15 protein-coding genes are annotated in these 15,481 nt (G+C 43.8%); 8 read left to right on the forward strand and 7 right to left on the reverse strand.

The annotated features are described in order from the left end of the window. Positions 1–91 precede the first annotated feature (91 nt). Positions 92–727, forward strand: a complete 636-nt coding sequence (pncA, locus tag ABJ384_RS00310) for a bifunctional nicotinamidase/pyrazinamidase (RefSeq protein ID WP_180043173.1) — start codon at positions 92–94, stop codon at positions 725–727. 96 nt (positions 728–823) lie between these two features. Beyond that, on the forward strand, positions 824–1,768 hold the full coding sequence (locus tag ABJ384_RS00315) for a bile acid:sodium symporter family protein (protein WP_349928210.1): 945 nt from the start codon (positions 824–826) through the stop codon (positions 1,766–1,768). A gap of 94 nt (positions 1,769–1,862) precedes the next feature. Here ABJ384_RS00315 and ABJ384_RS00320 read toward each other — a convergent pair whose 3' ends face one another. Beyond that, a complete protein-coding gene (locus ABJ384_RS00320) occupies positions 1,863–3,116 on the reverse strand; it encodes a hypothetical protein (protein WP_349929683.1) in 1,254 nt (417 codons plus the stop codon). A gap of 77 nt (positions 3,117–3,193) precedes the next feature. Between ABJ384_RS00320 and serB the strand changes: the two genes are divergently transcribed. The 3 genes from serB to ABJ384_RS00335 all read left to right on the forward strand — a co-directional run bounded on the left by serB (position 3,194) and on the right by ABJ384_RS00335 (position 5,812). Further along, positions 3,194–4,414 (forward strand): phosphoserine phosphatase SerB, encoded by a 1,221-nt coding sequence (gene serB / locus ABJ384_RS00325; protein WP_180043153.1) that lies wholly within the window; start codon positions 3,194–3,196, stop codon positions 4,412–4,414. A gap of 434 nt (positions 4,415–4,848) precedes the next feature. After that, a complete protein-coding gene (aciT, locus tag ABJ384_RS00330; protein WP_349928212.1) occupies positions 4,849–5,184 on the forward strand; it encodes a ciprofloxacin tolerance protein AciT in 336 nt (111 codons plus the stop codon). A gap of 148 nt (positions 5,185–5,332) precedes the next feature. Continuing rightward, entirely contained in the window at positions 5,333–5,812 is a 480-nt protein-coding gene (locus ABJ384_RS00335) for an SCP2 sterol-binding domain-containing protein (RefSeq protein ID WP_180043154.1), read from the forward strand. Positions 5,813–5,934: 122 nt separating this feature from the next. On the opposite strand, the gene dtd is transcribed toward ABJ384_RS00335, so the two are convergent. After that, positions 5,935–6,375, reverse strand: a complete 441-nt coding sequence (gene dtd / locus ABJ384_RS00340) for a D-aminoacyl-tRNA deacylase (RefSeq protein WP_349928215.1) — start codon at positions 6,373–6,375, stop codon at positions 5,935–5,937. Between the two features lie 359 nt (positions 6,376–6,734). Between dtd and pncB the strand changes: the two genes are divergently transcribed. The 3 genes from pncB (at position 6,735) to asd (ending at position 9,750) form a co-directional block, all read left to right on the forward strand. Then, positions 6,735–7,940 carry a nicotinate phosphoribosyltransferase gene (pncB, locus tag ABJ384_RS00345; protein WP_180043157.1) on the forward strand — a complete coding sequence of 402 codons (1,206 nt, stop codon included), beginning with the start codon at positions 6,735–6,737 and terminating at the stop codon, positions 7,938–7,940. Positions 7,941–8,053: 113 nt separating this feature from the next. Beyond that, entirely contained in the window at positions 8,054–8,902 is an 849-nt protein-coding gene (locus ABJ384_RS00350) for a rhodanese-like domain-containing protein (protein WP_180043158.1), read from the forward strand. Beyond that, positions 8,899–9,750 carry an archaetidylserine decarboxylase gene (gene asd / locus ABJ384_RS00355; protein WP_349928217.1) on the forward strand — a complete coding sequence of 284 codons (852 nt, stop codon included), beginning with the start codon at positions 8,899–8,901 and terminating at the stop codon, positions 9,748–9,750. The genes ABJ384_RS00350 and asd overlap by 4 nt, the downstream gene beginning before the upstream one ends. A gap of 201 nt (positions 9,751–9,951) precedes the next feature. Here the strand turns inward: asd and ABJ384_RS00360 are convergent, their stop codons facing one another. The 5 genes from ABJ384_RS00360 to ABJ384_RS00380 all read right to left on the reverse strand — a co-directional run bounded on the left by ABJ384_RS00360 (position 9,952) and on the right by ABJ384_RS00380 (position 15,383). Beyond that, complete coding sequence (locus tag ABJ384_RS00360; RefSeq protein ID WP_180043160.1) at positions 9,952–10,563, reverse strand: SPOR domain-containing protein; 612 nt, start codon at positions 10,561–10,563, stop codon at positions 9,952–9,954. A 228-nt stretch (positions 10,564–10,791) separates the two neighbouring features. Further along, positions 10,792–12,582 (reverse strand): arginine--tRNA ligase, encoded by a 1,791-nt coding sequence (argS, locus tag ABJ384_RS00365; protein WP_180043161.1) that lies wholly within the window; start codon positions 12,580–12,582, stop codon positions 10,792–10,794. A 317-nt stretch (positions 12,583–12,899) separates the two neighbouring features. Next, positions 12,900–14,207 carry a DUF445 domain-containing protein gene (locus tag ABJ384_RS00370; protein ID WP_180043162.1) on the reverse strand — a complete coding sequence of 436 codons (1,308 nt, stop codon included), beginning with the start codon at positions 14,205–14,207 and terminating at the stop codon, positions 12,900–12,902. Between the two features lie 30 nt (positions 14,208–14,237). Beyond that, the gene (locus tag ABJ384_RS00375; RefSeq protein WP_180043163.1) at positions 14,238–14,792 is read right to left on the reverse strand and encodes a hypothetical protein; all 555 of its coding nucleotides are present in this window, start codon (positions 14,790–14,792) and stop codon (positions 14,238–14,240) included. Positions 14,793–14,843: 51 nt separating this feature from the next. After that, entirely contained in the window at positions 14,844–15,383 is a 540-nt protein-coding gene (locus ABJ384_RS00380; RefSeq protein ID WP_180043164.1) for a DUF924 family protein, read from the reverse strand. Between the last annotated feature and the right edge of the window lie 98 nt (positions 15,384–15,481).

Genomic DNA, 15,481 nt, shown 5'->3' on the forward strand with positions numbered 1-15,481 from the left:
GAACAGTCATTCTATTTTTATCGCTAGCGCTAAAAATCCTCTACTATTTTGCGCTATGCTTGGGCGTAAATTGATATTTCAAGGGATGAAAATAATGCAGAATGCGGCTTTGATTGTGGTGGATGTGCAACGAGGATTTACGCCGGGAGGCAATTTGGCTGTGGCCAATGCTGATCAGATTATTCCGAACATCAACCAGTTGGGGCTGCATTTTGACAATATTGTGATTACCCAGGATTGGCATCCAGAAAATCACATTTCCTTTGCCGAGAATCATTCTGGTAAAACACCTTTTGAGATGATTCAGCTGGATTATGGCTCGCAAGTCCTGTGGCCAAGCCATTGTGTGCAAGGCACTGCTGATGCAGAACTTCATCCAGATCTGCATTTACCGACTGCCCAACTGGTCATCCGCAAGGGCGCGCATGCCCATATCGACAGCTATTCAGCTTTTCTGGAAGCAGATCAAAAAACCACAACCGGTTTGGCTGGCTATTTAAAAGAACGTGGCATTGATACGGTTTTTATTGTCGGCATTGCCACAGATTTTTGTGTGGCTTGGACCGCAATAGATGCCTGTAAACTGGGCTTTAAAAGCTATGTGATTTCCGATGCCACCAAAGGTATCGATTTACACGGGTCATTACAGCATGCCTGGCAAGATATGCTCGCGGCAGGGGTCAAGCGTATTTTGATGAAGGATATTGTTCAACGCCATATCTCCTAAAAAACAGGATCAAGCTGAAAAAGTTGCTGTTTTGCTGAATAGATATGGTACAACCTGCTCTCCAGATCAGAACAGCATAAATATTGGATGTATTGTATGTCTGCTTTTTTGCGCTTTACCCAATGTATTCAGAAAACCTTTGCCCTGTGGGTAGTGCTATTTGCCGCTATTGCTTTAATTTTCCCGGAAGCCTTTGTCTGGCTTAAAGCCTATATTACCTGGATGCTCGGAATTATCATGTTCGGTATGGGCATGATCATGACCGTGGATGATTTTAAAGGGGTAGTGCAAAGTCCCAAAGCTGTGGGGATTGGTGTGGTCGCACAATTTGTGGTGATGCCGGGACTGGCTTATGGCTTATGCCAGCTGTTTCAGTTGCCCCCTGAAATTGCCATCGGGGTAATTCTGGTCGGCTGTTGCCCGGGCGGCACAGCATCCAACGTGATTACCTATATGGCCAAAGGCAATACTGCGTTATCGGTTGCCTGTACTTCGGTTTCGACTCTTTTAGCACCTGTATTAACTCCGGCAATTTTTTATCTTCTGGCCAGCCAGTGGATTGAGATTAATGCCTTGTCGATGCTGGGTTCGATTCTGCAAGTGGTATTGTTTCCGATTATTCTGGGTTTAACGATTCGGGCGGTACTGAAGTCAAAAGTGGACTCTTATATTCAGGTGATGCCCTTGATTTCAGTGCTGGCGATTGTGGCCATTGTGGCAGCAATTATTGCAGGAAGTAAGACACAAATTTTACAATCTGGTTTATTGATTCTAGGGGTTGTGGCTTTGCACAATGGTCTGGGCTATCTGCTGGGTTTCTGGGCAAGCCGTTTGTTTAAATTACCTTATGCAGACTGTAAAGCCGTTGCGGTAGAAGTCGGCATGCAAAACTCGGGTTTAGGCGTGGCTTTAGCAGCAGTGCATTTTGCTGCCTCACCACTAACTGCGATGCCGAGTGCCATTTTTAGTTTATGGCATAATATTTCAGGTCCAGCATTAGCGAGTTATTGGGCAAGCAGGACAGATAAAATAGAAGAATGATCAAGAACTCTCTGTTGAGCACAGTTGTACTTCAGCACAGAATCCTAGAGATAAAAAAACCGAGCAGTTCAGCTCGGTTTTTTATCTCTTAAGTTTAAGAGGCCTTGGATTGTTTGGCTTTTAAAATTTCGGTTCTAAAGGTTTGTGCCAGTTCCGCCACTTCGCTGTCCATCCCGTTCATCATAAAGGCATGACGGGTCAGTACATTGGTTGGATTCGGCAGGCTAACCAGCTGGTAACAATCCGAGATCTGCTTTAGAAACTCATTGGGTAAGTGAATAGCACTTTCCTTGGCAGTCAATTGTTGTACCAGACGTTCTGCTGCCTGGACAGGGCTGAGCTGCATGGCCTCAACGTGGCTGGAAATGGCACTGCGGGTCTGCAACACAAAACGTTTTTCTTCACGATAACGTTTGTACAGCACATCGGACAAGAGCTGGAACACGGTACTGATCATCACCAGGCAAGGCACTGCATTTGGTGTTTCTACCGTCATGCTAATGGTTGCGCCATGTTCATCAAATTTATGCACCGTGGTGATGTCTGAACTGTTTAACTTGTAGTGTTGCACACAGAGTTCAGTGGCTTTATTCAGGAAAATCTGGCATAGATTGAAATAGGGGATGGAAACGGTTTTATTGACCGAATCCATCAGCTGTTTAGGGTCATAAAACTGGATATTTAAGGCAATACACTTGTCATCCAGTACCACAGGTTTCGATTCTTTGATTTTAGCTTTGGCCTGAGCATTGTTCTGTGCCTGGGCAATCGCGACTGCGGCATTGTGCTGTTCTTGTTCCAAAGCCTGAGTCAGGGTTTGGATTTCATGTTTGAGGCGTGATTCATTATTGATACGTGCCAGATATTCGGTACGGCTTGGGCGGGCAATGGCACGGTAGGCCAACCATAACAAGCCATGAATCAGCAGCGATAATAAAATCGCCAGCCATTGGGTACGTAAAATTTCTCCAATACTGGGTTGAATGAGGGTAATTTCAATACTGCCCACTTTCTTTTCATTTTGCAGTGCTTCACGAACAAACACTTCACCTTGGCGTGTTTTGGTTAAACCACCTGTTGCCAGTACCTGATTGTTCGCATCCAAAATACGGATAGAAGCCACACTCGGGTTGGTGGCATAACGGTCGGCCAGTAAAGCCAATGACACCGTATTGACCGGTTCCAGCTCGGACAGGCTGTCTGTGACCAGTTGTGAGGTCATCAGCTGTCCCTGACTGGCGCGGTTAGCATTCAGCTGATGCGTCGTCGCAAGTACCAGTAAAAAGGTGTGAAAAGCAAAACTTACAATCAGTAGGCTAGCAAATAGCCCTTGTCTAGGCGCATTCAACGTAAACTTCCAAGGCATTTATGTTCAAATTCGATTATGATTCTAGCAATAGTTGTAGCTCAGATCCGAGTCAATTCATGCGAGAAATCATTCTTATATCATTTTTGGGACCCGACCAGCCTAATCAATTTACACGATTAATGCAGGTATTGTCCGTACATTCGTTACAAATTTTGGACGTTGGACAAGCCGTCATCCACAACCAACTGACTTTAGGTATTGTTGTTTCGTCAGATGACCAAACTGCTACAGCATTAGCCATGAAGGAGATTCTGATTCTAGCACATGATATTGGCTTAACAGTGCGCTTTAAACCAATCTCTACATCAGAATATGATCAATGGGTGAGTGAAGGTGGGCAGACCCGTTATATCGTGACGGCACTGGCACCTGAATTGACCGCCTCACATTTGCAGGCCGTGACCCAGATCGTCTCTAACCAGGGTTTTAATATTGAAACCGTGACCCGTTTGTCGGGCCGCCCAGAGCGCAATGGCACAGTTGAAGGACCAAAACGCTCTTGCGTACAATTTGGCCTCAAAGGACAAATGCTCGATGCCACTGCCATGCGTGCCGCCTGCTTGCGTTTATCCAGTGAACTGAGTGTTGATGTTGCGGTTCAGGAAGATAATGCTTACCGTCGTAATCGCCGTCTGGTCTGCTTCGATATGGACTCGACCCTGATTGAACAGGAAGTGATTGATGAGTTGGCCATTGAAGCCGGTGTTGGTGAACAAGTGGCTGAAATCACTGAACGTGCCATGCAAGGTGAACTGGACTTCCAGCAAAGTTTCCGCGCCCGTGTCGCTTTGCTCAAAGGTATGGATGCCTCTGTTTTACCCAAAATTGCTGAACGTCTGACCGTGACTGAAGGGGCAGAGCGCCTGATTTCAACCTTGAAAGCGTTGGGCTATAGAACTGCAATTCTTTCCGGTGGTTTCCAGTATTTTGCCGAATATCTGCAAGAAAAATTGGGGATTGATGAAGTCCATGCCAATATTCTGGATGTAGAAGATGGCGTGGTCACAGGTGAAGTCAAGGGTCATATTGTGGATGGCGCTCGCAAAGCCTTGTTGCTACGTGAATTGGCAGACAAAATGGATATTTCACTGGAGCAGGCCATTGCCGTGGGCGATGGTGCCAATGACTTGCCAATGTTGTCGATTGCCGGTTTAGGGGTGGCTTTCCGCGCCAAACCTCTGGTTCGCCAGAATGCCAATCAGGCGATTTCAAGTGTGGGTCTGGATGGGGTGTTATATCTTCTAGGTGTACATGATAAAGACCTGAGTCGTGCCTAATGGTTCAGTCTAACGGTGGATGTTATTGACAAAACGCGACATTGATGTCGCGTTTTTTTGTGGTCAAAATAGTGAAATTACGATGAACGGTTGGCTTAAATTGCCGATCAAAACACCAATCTATCCATTGATAGAAAATATTTTTTTAATGCTTTTAATGCATTATTTTTTTTTGTAATGACACGGCAAGTCCGAGCCCATCTTATTTCCAGAAAAAGTTAAAAATAAAAAAATGTAATGACAAAATAATATTGCGACAAGGTATGTCGCTTGTTGAAAATACAAGACTTTTTTTCTTCAAAAAACTCCGCATAATGCTTGCATAGAAATTGATATAAACATATTTCAGCATTTATTCACGTTATCGGGATTTGATTTAGACCCATTAGACCCATATAAAAAGTGTCAACATCCTTTATAGGACGGAGGTTTTTATGGTTACAGCGAATTTAGCAACCATCATAGGCTTAAGCTTGATTGCTGCTGCTTTGATAGCTGTTTTCTTCTCGCCTTATCGTCGTTTGTTAAGCTTTATGTTTGCAGGTATGCTGTTTTGGGGCTTGATTGAAGTCATTCGCTTTAGTACTCAACTGGCGTTTGATTTACCGATAGGATACAGCTACCTGACAGCGTTAATGTCAGTCATGGGGATTTTAACCCTGCTGTTAATCCGCGAAGATCGTCGTGCAGAACGCGCTTTAGCCAAACGTCGCTATATTGAACATACACCAGTCTATGATGATGAGCAGCAACACTACTCAAGCCGTTAATTTGAAAAACTTATAATCAATAAAAAAAGATGTGCTGCGGCACATCTTTTTTTATTGATTATTGTTATACAAAGCCTTACTTCAAAAAACCCAACTTATGGTAGGATAAGTCGTCAATTTTCCAACAATTACAATAGGCTTAAATGTCATGAAACTATCTTCGATTCCTGTCGTAAAATTACCACTGGTCGATGTAAGCACGGATCCGCTTGATTTGTTAGTTGCGGGCTTAGCTTTGCGTATGAAACAGTTGGCGCGTACCAGTCCAAAATTTATTGAACTGGTTCATGAACGTCAATTCCGTATCCAAATTGGCACTGATCTGGGCTTTGCACGTCAAATTATTGTAAATAATGGGCAAATTGACACAGTAGCAGGCGATGCAGAAAAAGCGGACTTCATTTTGCAGTTCGCAGACAGTGAACAAGGTGTAAAGACTTTAATGAAAGGTGATCCAAGCGCTTTCATGACTGGTATGCAAAATGGCACGATTAAAATGGAAGGCGATTTTGGCCTTTTGGTCTGGTTTAATAAAGTTGCCAAACTGATTCCACCAAAATTACCAAAACCGGTACAAGAAAAAGTGAAACTGGTACGTTCATTCATTCGTGAAAAGACTGGTAAATAAGATTTTATGCTTTTCGTTCTTGTCCTTTTAAAAAGGTGAAAAGCGCTGCTTTGCAATAGGAAAGGATTAAAATAATAAAAGCCCTCAATCGAGGGCTTTTTTGTGATGGCAATATTGTCGCCTTATTCAACTTCCAGATTAAACGTCACCGGGCCATCATTGACCAGATGCACTTTCATATCGGCGGCAAAAATACCCGTTTGCACATTTTCAAATTGAGATTTTGCATAGTCGACCAAGGCTTCATATAAAGCTTTTGCCTCACCCGGTGGCATGGCTGGACCAAAGTCCGGACGTAAACCTTTTTGCGTTTGTGCCATCAAGGTAAATTGCGAAACCAATAATACTCCACCACCGGCCTGAGCCACATTCCAGCCCATTTTGCCCTGTTCATCATCAAAAAAACGGTATTTCAAGATTTTGTCGATCAGCTTTTTGCCTTTTTCCAGATTGTCTTCTTTAGCTAATCCCAGAAAAACCAAAATGCCTTTTTCAATTTCACCGGTGATTTGACCATCGACCACGACTTTGGCTTCTAAAACCCGTTGCAATAATGCACGCATAACTTAACCAATTTAAATCTTCAATTTATCCGCAGCATTGTAGCAAACAGGCAGAAATTTAAGCTTTAAAATACACACAATATCTCAACAGGATCATCATGTTTGGTTAAAGATATTTGCTCTATCTTTGCATGAATAAACCCAAGCAGACTTTAACGAAACTGGATATAAAGATACAAATGTGAGAGTCATGACCCACAAGGCCGCTCACAGGAAATGAAATATGACTCTACGGCTGAATAAGAGTGAGGTTTAGCCCTTACTCTATTGCCTTGACGGGTCCAGCTGTACGCAAAACTAGCAATATCAAGATAAAAAGTGTGTTTTAATGCAGTTAGCACAGCGAAATTTCATTAGATATGGCCCCAATCATTCAATCTTTGCTTGATACCGACTTGTACAAATTCACCATGTTACAGGTGGTATTGCATAAATTTCCTCAAACGCACAGTGTTTATCATTTTCGTTGCCGTAATTTAGAGGATACCGTTTATCCGCTGACGGATATTCTGGGCGATTTGAATCAGCAACTCGACTATTTATGCCAGCTTAAGTTTAAAGAAGATGAGCTGCTTTATCTGCGCAGTTTGCGTTTTATCAAAAGTGACTTCGTCGATTATCTGGAACTGTTCCAGCTGAAACGTCGTTTTATTAAAGCCAGCATTGATGAGCAAGGCCGTCTGGACATCTGGATTGAAGGTCCGATGGTTCAGGCCATGATGTTTGAAATTTTTGTTCTGGCCATTGTCAATGAACTGTATTTCATGCGTATTCGCAGTGATGAAGTTTTGGCAGAAGGTGAACGCCGTTTGCAAGCCAAAGTCGAACTGTTAAAGCATTATGAAAAAGAACTGAAGCCTCATGAACCACCTTTCTTGGTGTCTGACTTTGGTACGCGTCGTCGTTATAGCTTTGTATGGCAAAAGCATGTGATTGAAGTATTTAACCAAGCCTCACCGAATATTTTCCGTGGCACCAGCAATGTGTTGATTGCGAAAGAATTGGGAATTACTCCGATCGGAACCATGGCGCATGAGTTTTTACAGGCTTTTCAGGCTCTGGATGTGCGTTTACGCGATTTTCAGAAAGCGGCACTGGAAACCTGGGTGCAGGAATATCGTGGTGATTTAGGGATTGCCCTGACCGATGTGGTAGGAATGGATGCGTTCTTGCGTGACTTCGATCTGTATTTTGCCAAACTGTTTGACGGTTTGCGTCATGACAGTGGGGATCCCTATGCATGGGGTGATAAAGCCTATGCGCACTATAAGAAATTAAAAATTGACAGCAAAACCAAGATGCTGACCTTTAGTGATGGGCTGAATCTGGAAAAAGCCTGGGGCTTGCATCAATACTTTAAAGACCGTTTTCAGGTCAGCTTCGGTATTGGCACCAATTTAACCAATGACTTGGGACAAACCCCACTCAATATTGTGTTAAAACTGGTGGAATGCAATGGTCAATCGGTAGCAAAAATTTCCGACAGTCCAGGAAAAACCATGACCGATAACGATACCTTCCTGGCCTATTTACGTCAGGTATTTAATCTCAGCGCAACAGAATAATCATGATGGCTATAGCTGATTTTTTGCTAAATGAATGCAAAAAATCAGCATAATAGTGAAAATGACTTATGCTAAGATCGTCCATGTTGATCTAAATAAAACACGAAAAAAGTATGACTGTATCTGCATTTAATTTTGCTCTGCTGATAGAAGCAGAAGAGCTGGTTCCGTTTTTAGGCAATGAAAAATTACGCATTGTCGATTTAAGCCGTCGTTCTGTTTATGATCAATTGCATATTCCGCATGCCATTCATGTGCAACCGAAGCAGCTGGTACGCCAAGAAGAGCAGGCTTCAGGTTTGTTGCCTGATGTAGAGGGCTTAAAAGCCCTGATTGAATATCTGAATATTTCTCCTGAACATCATGTGGTGGCTTATGATGATGAAGGTGGGGCTTGGGCAGGGCGCATGATCTGGAACCTGCATTGTCTGGGTTTTGAAAATACCAGCTTGTTGAATGGTGGCATTCATGCCTGGCTGGCAGCCGGTTTGCCGACTTCTTCAGAAGTGGAAAAATTAGTTCCCGTAGTGCCTCTGGTGGACATTAACCAGACCAATATTGAAAAGTACCGTATTGAATATGCAGAGCTGTTAGAAAAAGTACAAAACAATAGCATTCAATTGTGGGATTGCCGCACCGAAGATGAATATACCGGTCTTCGACTTGCAGCGCGACGCGGCGGTCACATTCCAAATGCCCGACATTTTGAATGGAGTACTGCCCTAAATCGTGAAAATCATTTAAAATTGCATCCTTTACAACGCACTCAACAGCGCTTGGAACAACTGGGTTTCAATTTAAAACAACCTGTGGTGGTCTATTGTCAGTCACATCATCGTTCGGGTTTGGCCTATATTCTGGGCCGATTGCTCGGTTGGAAGATACAGGCTTATGATGGTGCGTGGAGTGAATGGGGCAACCGCCTCGACAGTCCGATTATTACCGGAGAGTTACCATCTTGAGCTTCGCATCACGTTTAAAAAAACAAATTTTTATTCAAGCACAACGTGTTGTGCCACAACACCAATTATCACGTGTCGTGGGTAAACTGGCTGCCAGTGAACATCCGATTATCAAAAATACCGTGATTCAGGCTTTTAAAGCCCAATATGGGATTGATATGTCGATTGCTGAAAAAAGCAATGCATTGAAATTTAAATCATTTAACGAATTTTTTACCCGCTCTTTAAAAGAGGGGGTACGCCAAATCGATACCGATCCGCATAGTATTGTGTCGCCTGCCGACGGTGCCATTTCACAATTGGGTAAAATTGAAGAAGGCGATATTTTTCAGGCCAAAGGGCAAAGCTTTTCGGTGGAAAAACTGATTGCCGATCCGCAATTGGCCGAACCGTTTAAAAATGGTCATTTTGCTACAGTGTATTTATCACCTAAAGATTATCACCGTGTGCATATGCCTTTTGCCGGGACTTTGACTGAAACCTTGTATGTTCCAGGGGAATTGTTCTCGGTCAACCAAACCACTGCGGAAAATATTCCGGGTCTGTTTGCGCGTAATGAACGGATGGTGTGTTTGTTTGATACTGAGCTGGGGCGTATGGCGGTGGTTTTAGTCGGTGCGATGATTGTTGCAGGTATTGAAACTGTGGCAACGGGTAAGGTGAAACCGACAGGGCATTTGGAATTGAACCAACACAACCTGTTTCTGGAAAAAGGAGCAGAGCTGGGCCGTTTCTATTTGGGTTCAACTGCTGTGGTGCTATTTGAAAAAGATAAAATGCAATGGGACCCGATGTTTAAGGCCAATTCTGTTGTAGTAATGGGCGAGGCTTTGGGGCATACGGTTTAAATGCTTTTAGCCTCCCTTTTTTAAAGGTGAGCATCCTCGAAATATATTTCGAGTGCGTAAGGGAGGGATTATTTTACCTCTTGAATTATATCAATCCCCCTCAGTCCCCCTTTGTTAAGGGGGATGTTTCATCAAGGAAAGGATTTAGGACGGTCAAAATAAAAAAGCGCCTCAAATAAGGCGCTTTTTAATGTCTAAAAATTAGCGTTTCACCACAATCGAATCAATACCACTGCGTTGCAAGGTTTGCTGTGCAATCATCGCAGCTTCCTGAGAATCATAGGGCCCAGAAATTACCCGATACCAAGTTTGACCGCCTTCAACCGATTTCACTACATCTGCAGACAGACCATTCAGGATAATTTCGGCACGGCGTGCATCGGCACTATCTGGATCGGGATAGCTACGCACCTGCAAAATATAACTTGGCTGGTGGGCAACAGGTGCTTCAGAACTTTCCAGACCTGGCTCGGCTGTTTCAGCCGGAGCAGCCGTTTCTGTTTCTGGAGCTTCAACAATCACTACAGTTTCTGAATTTTTAGTTTCAGGAACTGCCTGATCTGGAATGGGTGTCACTTGCTGTTGTGGCAATAAATCGTAGAAACGATAGTCCTTGTTGGTATCTTCCTGATAATGTTCAGAACTGATCTGATTTTTCGGTTTAACCGGTGCCCACGGTTTCCACAGCATCAAAGCTACGGCAAAACTCAACACAATTAAAATAACCACCAGCGTTCCCAGCCATGCAGGAATCAATGGCTTTTTCGGCTTATTCGGTCGCTCAGAGACACCGCGCTGCGTTTTTCCAAACACGTGGGATTCCTCGTGTATTATTTTTAATTTAAATCTATTTAAAATAAGGTGTTATTTTTAGATAACACCTTATTTACCCTATTGTCTATAAATCATTAACTAAGTTTAGATGATCACAAACATGACTTTTGCTGCGAATAACAACATTGCTGCACAAGGGAATTAATTATTACATCGCCACTTCAAGCATAGCTTTCGGTCTTGCGGCGATGCAAAACCTTGTTGTGCTTACATCGCCTCAGGAGCAGATACACCTAATAATTCTAAACCATTACGTAAAACCTGTTGTACGTTTACTGAAAGTAATAAACGGGCTTGTGTAAGTTCAGCATCATTATTGAGTACTTTATGCTCATTATACCAACCGTGGAATAATGCTGCCAATTCTTTCAGATAGTTACCTACTTGATGCGGTTCATAACTGTTGGCTGCGCGAATCACGATCTCAGGGTAGGCTGCAAGTTTGGCCAGAATTTCTGTTTCTGCATCCAGCGCAAGTTTCGCCGCAAATTGACGTGCATTCGCAGCATCAAAGTTCACACCTGTTGTAACCGCTTTTTCTAGCATACGGCAGATACGGGCATGTGCATACTGAATGTAATACACGGCATTGTCTTTACTTTGAGAAACAGCAAGGTCCAAGTCGAAATCGATGTGCTGTTCAGACTTACGCATCACATAGTAGAAACGCGCTGCATCGTTGCCGACTTCTTTGCGCAGGTCACGTAAAGTCACGAACTGACCTGAACGGGATGACATTTGCACCATCTCGCCACCACGCCACAAGCTCACGAACTGAACCAAAAGCACGGTCAATTTTTTCGAGTCATAACCCATGGCATCAATGGCTGCTTTAACACGCGCAATATAACCGTGGTGGTCTGAACCCCAGATATCGACGATATCGGTATAGCCACGTTGTAATTTATTCAGGTGGTAAGCAATGTCAGAGGCAAAGTAAGTGGTTTGACCATTACGGCGTTTCACTACGCGGTCTTTTTCATCGCCAAATTCGGTCGATTTAAACCAGATATTGCCATCTTGTTCATAAAGATAGCCACGTTGATCCAGTGTTTGTAGTGCTTCTTCAATTTTTTCAGTTAAAGATGCTTCACTGAACCATTGGTTGAAGGTTACACCAAATTCGCCCAAGTCATCTTTAATGTCATCAAGAATCGCTTTGAGCGCCGCTTGATGGAAGATGCGGTAGCCTTCACCAATCAATGCTTGAGAATTGTGAATCAAGCCATCGATGTGTTTTTCTTTATCGCCCGATAACACCACTTTGTTGCCGTCAGCATCCAGTTCTTCAGCGTATTGAATATCTTCAGGTACATCTTTATATACGTCTGCAACCGGACGTACATAAGCAGTGCCGTCTTGGTCAATAATGCTTTGCGCGATTTCTTTAACGTAGTCGCCTTGGTAGGCATTTTTAGGGAAGACTAAGGTTTGACCCGTAAGCTCTAAATAACGCAGGTATGTAGAGGTCGCCAGAATGTCCATTTGACGGCCAGCATCATTGACATAATATTCACGGTCAACTTTGGCACCGGTTGCTTCCAGCAGATTGGCAACGGTCATGCCATAGGCTGCACCCCGACCATGACCAACGTGCAGGCTTGAAGTCGGGTTTGCTGAAACAAATTCGACTTGAACGCGTTTTTCACCATTGGCTTGAGTACGACCAAATTGATCTTTTTGTGCTTGAATCTGGTCTAAAACAGCAAAGCGCTGGTCGGCATTTAAAAAGAAGTTGATAAAGCCGGGACCCGCAATTTCTGCTTTGCTGATGTCTGCTACTTCAGGCAATGCAGCAAGAATTTTTTCTGCAAGATCACGAGGCTTCATACCCGCAGCTTTAGAACCAATCATGGCAATATTCGAAGCGAAGTCACCGTAGCTTCGGTCTTTGGTTCGCGTTAAATGACCGCTGTTATTCCAGTCGGATGGAAGTACACCTTCAGCTTGAAGAGATTGCACTGCATGATCGAGAGCTGCTTGGATTGCCGTATTCATAATCAGTCGAAAAATAAATGTCGCAGAAAAACAGCAAATATAGCAAATTTCGTGGTCTTTAGGTGAATGCATTTGTATTGAATGAATCTTGTCCGACAACTAACGCAGAATTGAAGCAGGAAAATTCTGCAAAAGATTCAAAAAAGCAGGATTTTCTAGGCTTTTGCTTTTCCCATTGTGCTAACCCTGTTGCCTTTGGTGCGTAAATTAACAGACAAACGGGTTGATCTTTATGCTCCCAATTCACCGAAGTGAATCAGTTCTTAGTCCAGACCAGTTGCTTTGATGAATAGGCTTTATTGATTTTGAACAGGTCTTTAAAGCAATACATCCACCAAGGCACGGATCATCCCCAGCACCAAACCGATAAATGCACCGACTACGACCCCATTGACCCGGATCATGTGCAAATCGCCACCGACTTCATTTTCAATTTTGTCGATCATTTCGCGAGAATCCCATTCATGAATGCGTTCGCTAATAAAACGGATCACTTTTTCACTGTATTGATCACTCAAATTGACGGCAAGCCCACTCATTCGTTCATTCAGCAATTGACGTACTGCCGGATTGGAAATGATATTTTCCCCGACCTGTTGAATCGCAACTCGCAGATTTTGTGCAATGCCTGAATCGGGTTTGAGCAAGTCTGCTTTAATCGCATCACAGAGGATCACTACGGCACCACTGATAAAATTTAGTACCTGAGGACTATCTAGCAGGGCATCTTTGATACTGTTTAGACGATAGCTGGCCTCACTTTCACTGTCTGCCAGTTCCAGCATCAGCTGCTGACCCATCTGTTCAATTTTTTGCCGCCAGGGATGCTGTGGATCGGCCAGCATGGATTCCACTCGTTCAATCAGTGAATCAATGGTGCGTTGCTGCACATCAATCCCAATCCAGCTGGCACCTTTGGCCAGCTTCCACACGCCCAGTTCTTTGAACAGCCGACGGGTAAGTTCATGGGCTTGTTCTGGATGAGAAATCATCCATTCGTGTGCCAAATCGAGTCCACGTTGCAATACATCCTGATGGAAGTCATTTTCTAGTACCGCGCGCAGCATTTCACTGGCCAGGGTGTTAACCTGGGTGTTACGCACCCATTGCACACTGTTGTTTTGAATAAAGTTTCCAATCTGTTCCTGACCAACAAATTCGAAAATCTTCGGTACGGTTTGCTGAATGACCTGAGTGACTTGAGTATTATTTTCCGGTTTTGCCAGCCATTGTCCGACCGCAAGACTCAGATCGGTACTTTGCAGGCTTCTTTCCACCACTTGTGGAGATAAAAAGTTTTCCTGTACAAAACGTCCCATCGATTCGGCAATCCTGGCCTTATTGCGCGGAATGATTTCAGTGTGGTCGAGCAGAAACTTGGGAATTGGCATTTTCCCAAAAGGATTGCGGAACAATACGGTAATGGCATACCAGTCGGCCAGTCCGCCGACCACACCCGCTTCGGCAGAAAGCATGAAAATATGAACCAGCCAGGCATATTCAGGAATCAGCTTGGCAACCAGCATCAGCACTAACCAGATCACGATAGCACTGATGAGGGCAATGGTGGCAAAGCGTTTACTGCGTTGCAAACTTGGTGTGGTGATTGCTTCCGCTGTGGTCATGCAGGATTCCTGTCGGTTACTAAACTGTTGTTATTTTGCTGTTTTCGGCATTGCTGGTGCTAGAATTTGGCCGTTAGAACCCAAGCCATACTTTTGTCCTAGATATTTTAAAATCAAATAGGCATCAAAGGCATCATCGGGTGCTTTTTTCTGATCTTTATAACATTCAATGGTATAGGAAACTTGTACCGGGTCAATAGTCACCACGCGCGGCATATCATAAAACGGGTCAGGCCAGAAGCCAGGATAGCGGCGGTAATAACCATAGGGATAGTACATCGGGGTGGAGTAGACCACGGCCTGACGTGGGGGCTGGTTACGGTTACTCGGATCATCCAGTACTTTAAAATAGCGGAAGCCATTTTGTACCGTGGTCTGGGCGGCTTTCACCAGAGTAATTTCTTCGGCAGTCCCAAAATTCATGTTAGGACGGGCCTGAAAACTGATGCGATAGCTTTGTGCATTCAGGGGCGTATTGCTGAATTGCCCCAGTTGGTCAAAAGTCAGCGGTTTTGAAGGTGTGGTTGCACAGCCTGACAGCGCTATGGCCACGACCATACTCAAACCTATAATGCTGTTCTTCATGTTAAACCTCCATACGATTTACTGTGCGCGGGGAGGAGACACAATAAATGTTTAGAAACGACTATTCGGTTGGGTTAAAAATTCGAGCTCTTCCGCAGTTGAGCTACGTGCCAGGATGGCATTGCGGTGCGGATAGCGCCCGAAACGGTCAATAATGGCTTTATGCTGTTTTTCATAATCCAGATTCAGGGGATTATTTAAGCGTTGAAATAATTTTAACGCGAATTCGTGGATCAGTTTCGATTCACTGTGCATAAAGGGCATATATAAAAACGTACGTTGTTCTGGACTTAATTGTTTATCCAAATCCAGGCTAATGGCTTCTTGCGCCAGAGCCAAGGCTAAGGGGTCCTGGGCAAAGGCCTGAGCTTGATCCCGAAACAGGTTACGTGAGAATTGATCCAGAATAATAATTTCAGCCAGGCGGCCTTCAGCCGTTTTACGCCATGACCACAGTTCGGCTTGTGCCGCCTTTTGGTGAATGTCATAAAACTTTTGCTTGATCAGTGCATCAAAATCATCACTTTTTGCAAACCACAGCGGCTGGGTTTCCGGATTAAACCAAAAGTCCAAAACATCTGGATAATTCATAATATTTACAAATCCTTAGCACTTATTATTCAATACAAACACAAAATTCAGATGTCTTATACAGTATCTTTGTGATAAAAATTTGCCAGAAATAAAAT

Origin of the sequence: Acinetobacter sp. A1-4-2, assembly GCF_040233925.1 — a bacterium.
Taxonomy (GTDB): Bacteria; Pseudomonadota; Gammaproteobacteria; order Pseudomonadales; family Moraxellaceae; genus Acinetobacter.

Coding starts and splice junctions, on each gene's coding strand:
- ABJ384_RS00315 (WP_349928210.1), top strand. CDS start 824: ATGTCTGCTTTTTTGCGCTTTACCCAATGTATTCAGAAAACCTTTGCC.
- serB (WP_180043153.1), top strand. CDS start 3,194: ATGCGAGAAATCATTCTTATATCATTTTTGGGACCCGACCAGCCTAAT.
- aciT (WP_349928212.1), top strand. CDS start 4,849: ATGGTTACAGCGAATTTAGCAACCATCATAGGCTTAAGCTTGATTGCT.
- ABJ384_RS00335 (WP_180043154.1), top strand. CDS start 5,333: ATGAAACTATCTTCGATTCCTGTCGTAAAATTACCACTGGTCGATGTA.
- dtd (WP_349928215.1), bottom strand. CDS start 6,375: ATGCGTGCATTATTGCAACGGGTTTTAGAAGCCAAAGTCGTGGTCGAT.
- pncB (WP_180043157.1), top strand. CDS start 6,735: ATGGCCCCAATCATTCAATCTTTGCTTGATACCGACTTGTACAAATTC.
- ABJ384_RS00350 (WP_180043158.1), top strand. CDS start 8,054: ATGACTGTATCTGCATTTAATTTTGCTCTGCTGATAGAAGCAGAAGAG.
- argS (WP_180043161.1), bottom strand. CDS start 12,582: ATGAATACGGCAATCCAAGCAGCTCTCGATCATGCAGTGCAATCTCTT.
- ABJ384_RS00370 (WP_180043162.1), bottom strand. CDS start 14,207: ATGACCACAGCGGAAGCAATCACCACACCAAGTTTGCAACGCAGTAAA.
- ABJ384_RS00375 (WP_180043163.1), bottom strand. CDS start 14,792: ATGAAGAACAGCATTATAGGTTTGAGTATGGTCGTGGCCATAGCGCTG.
- ABJ384_RS00380 (WP_180043164.1), bottom strand. CDS start 15,383: ATGAATTATCCAGATGTTTTGGACTTTTGGTTTAATCCGGAAACCCAG.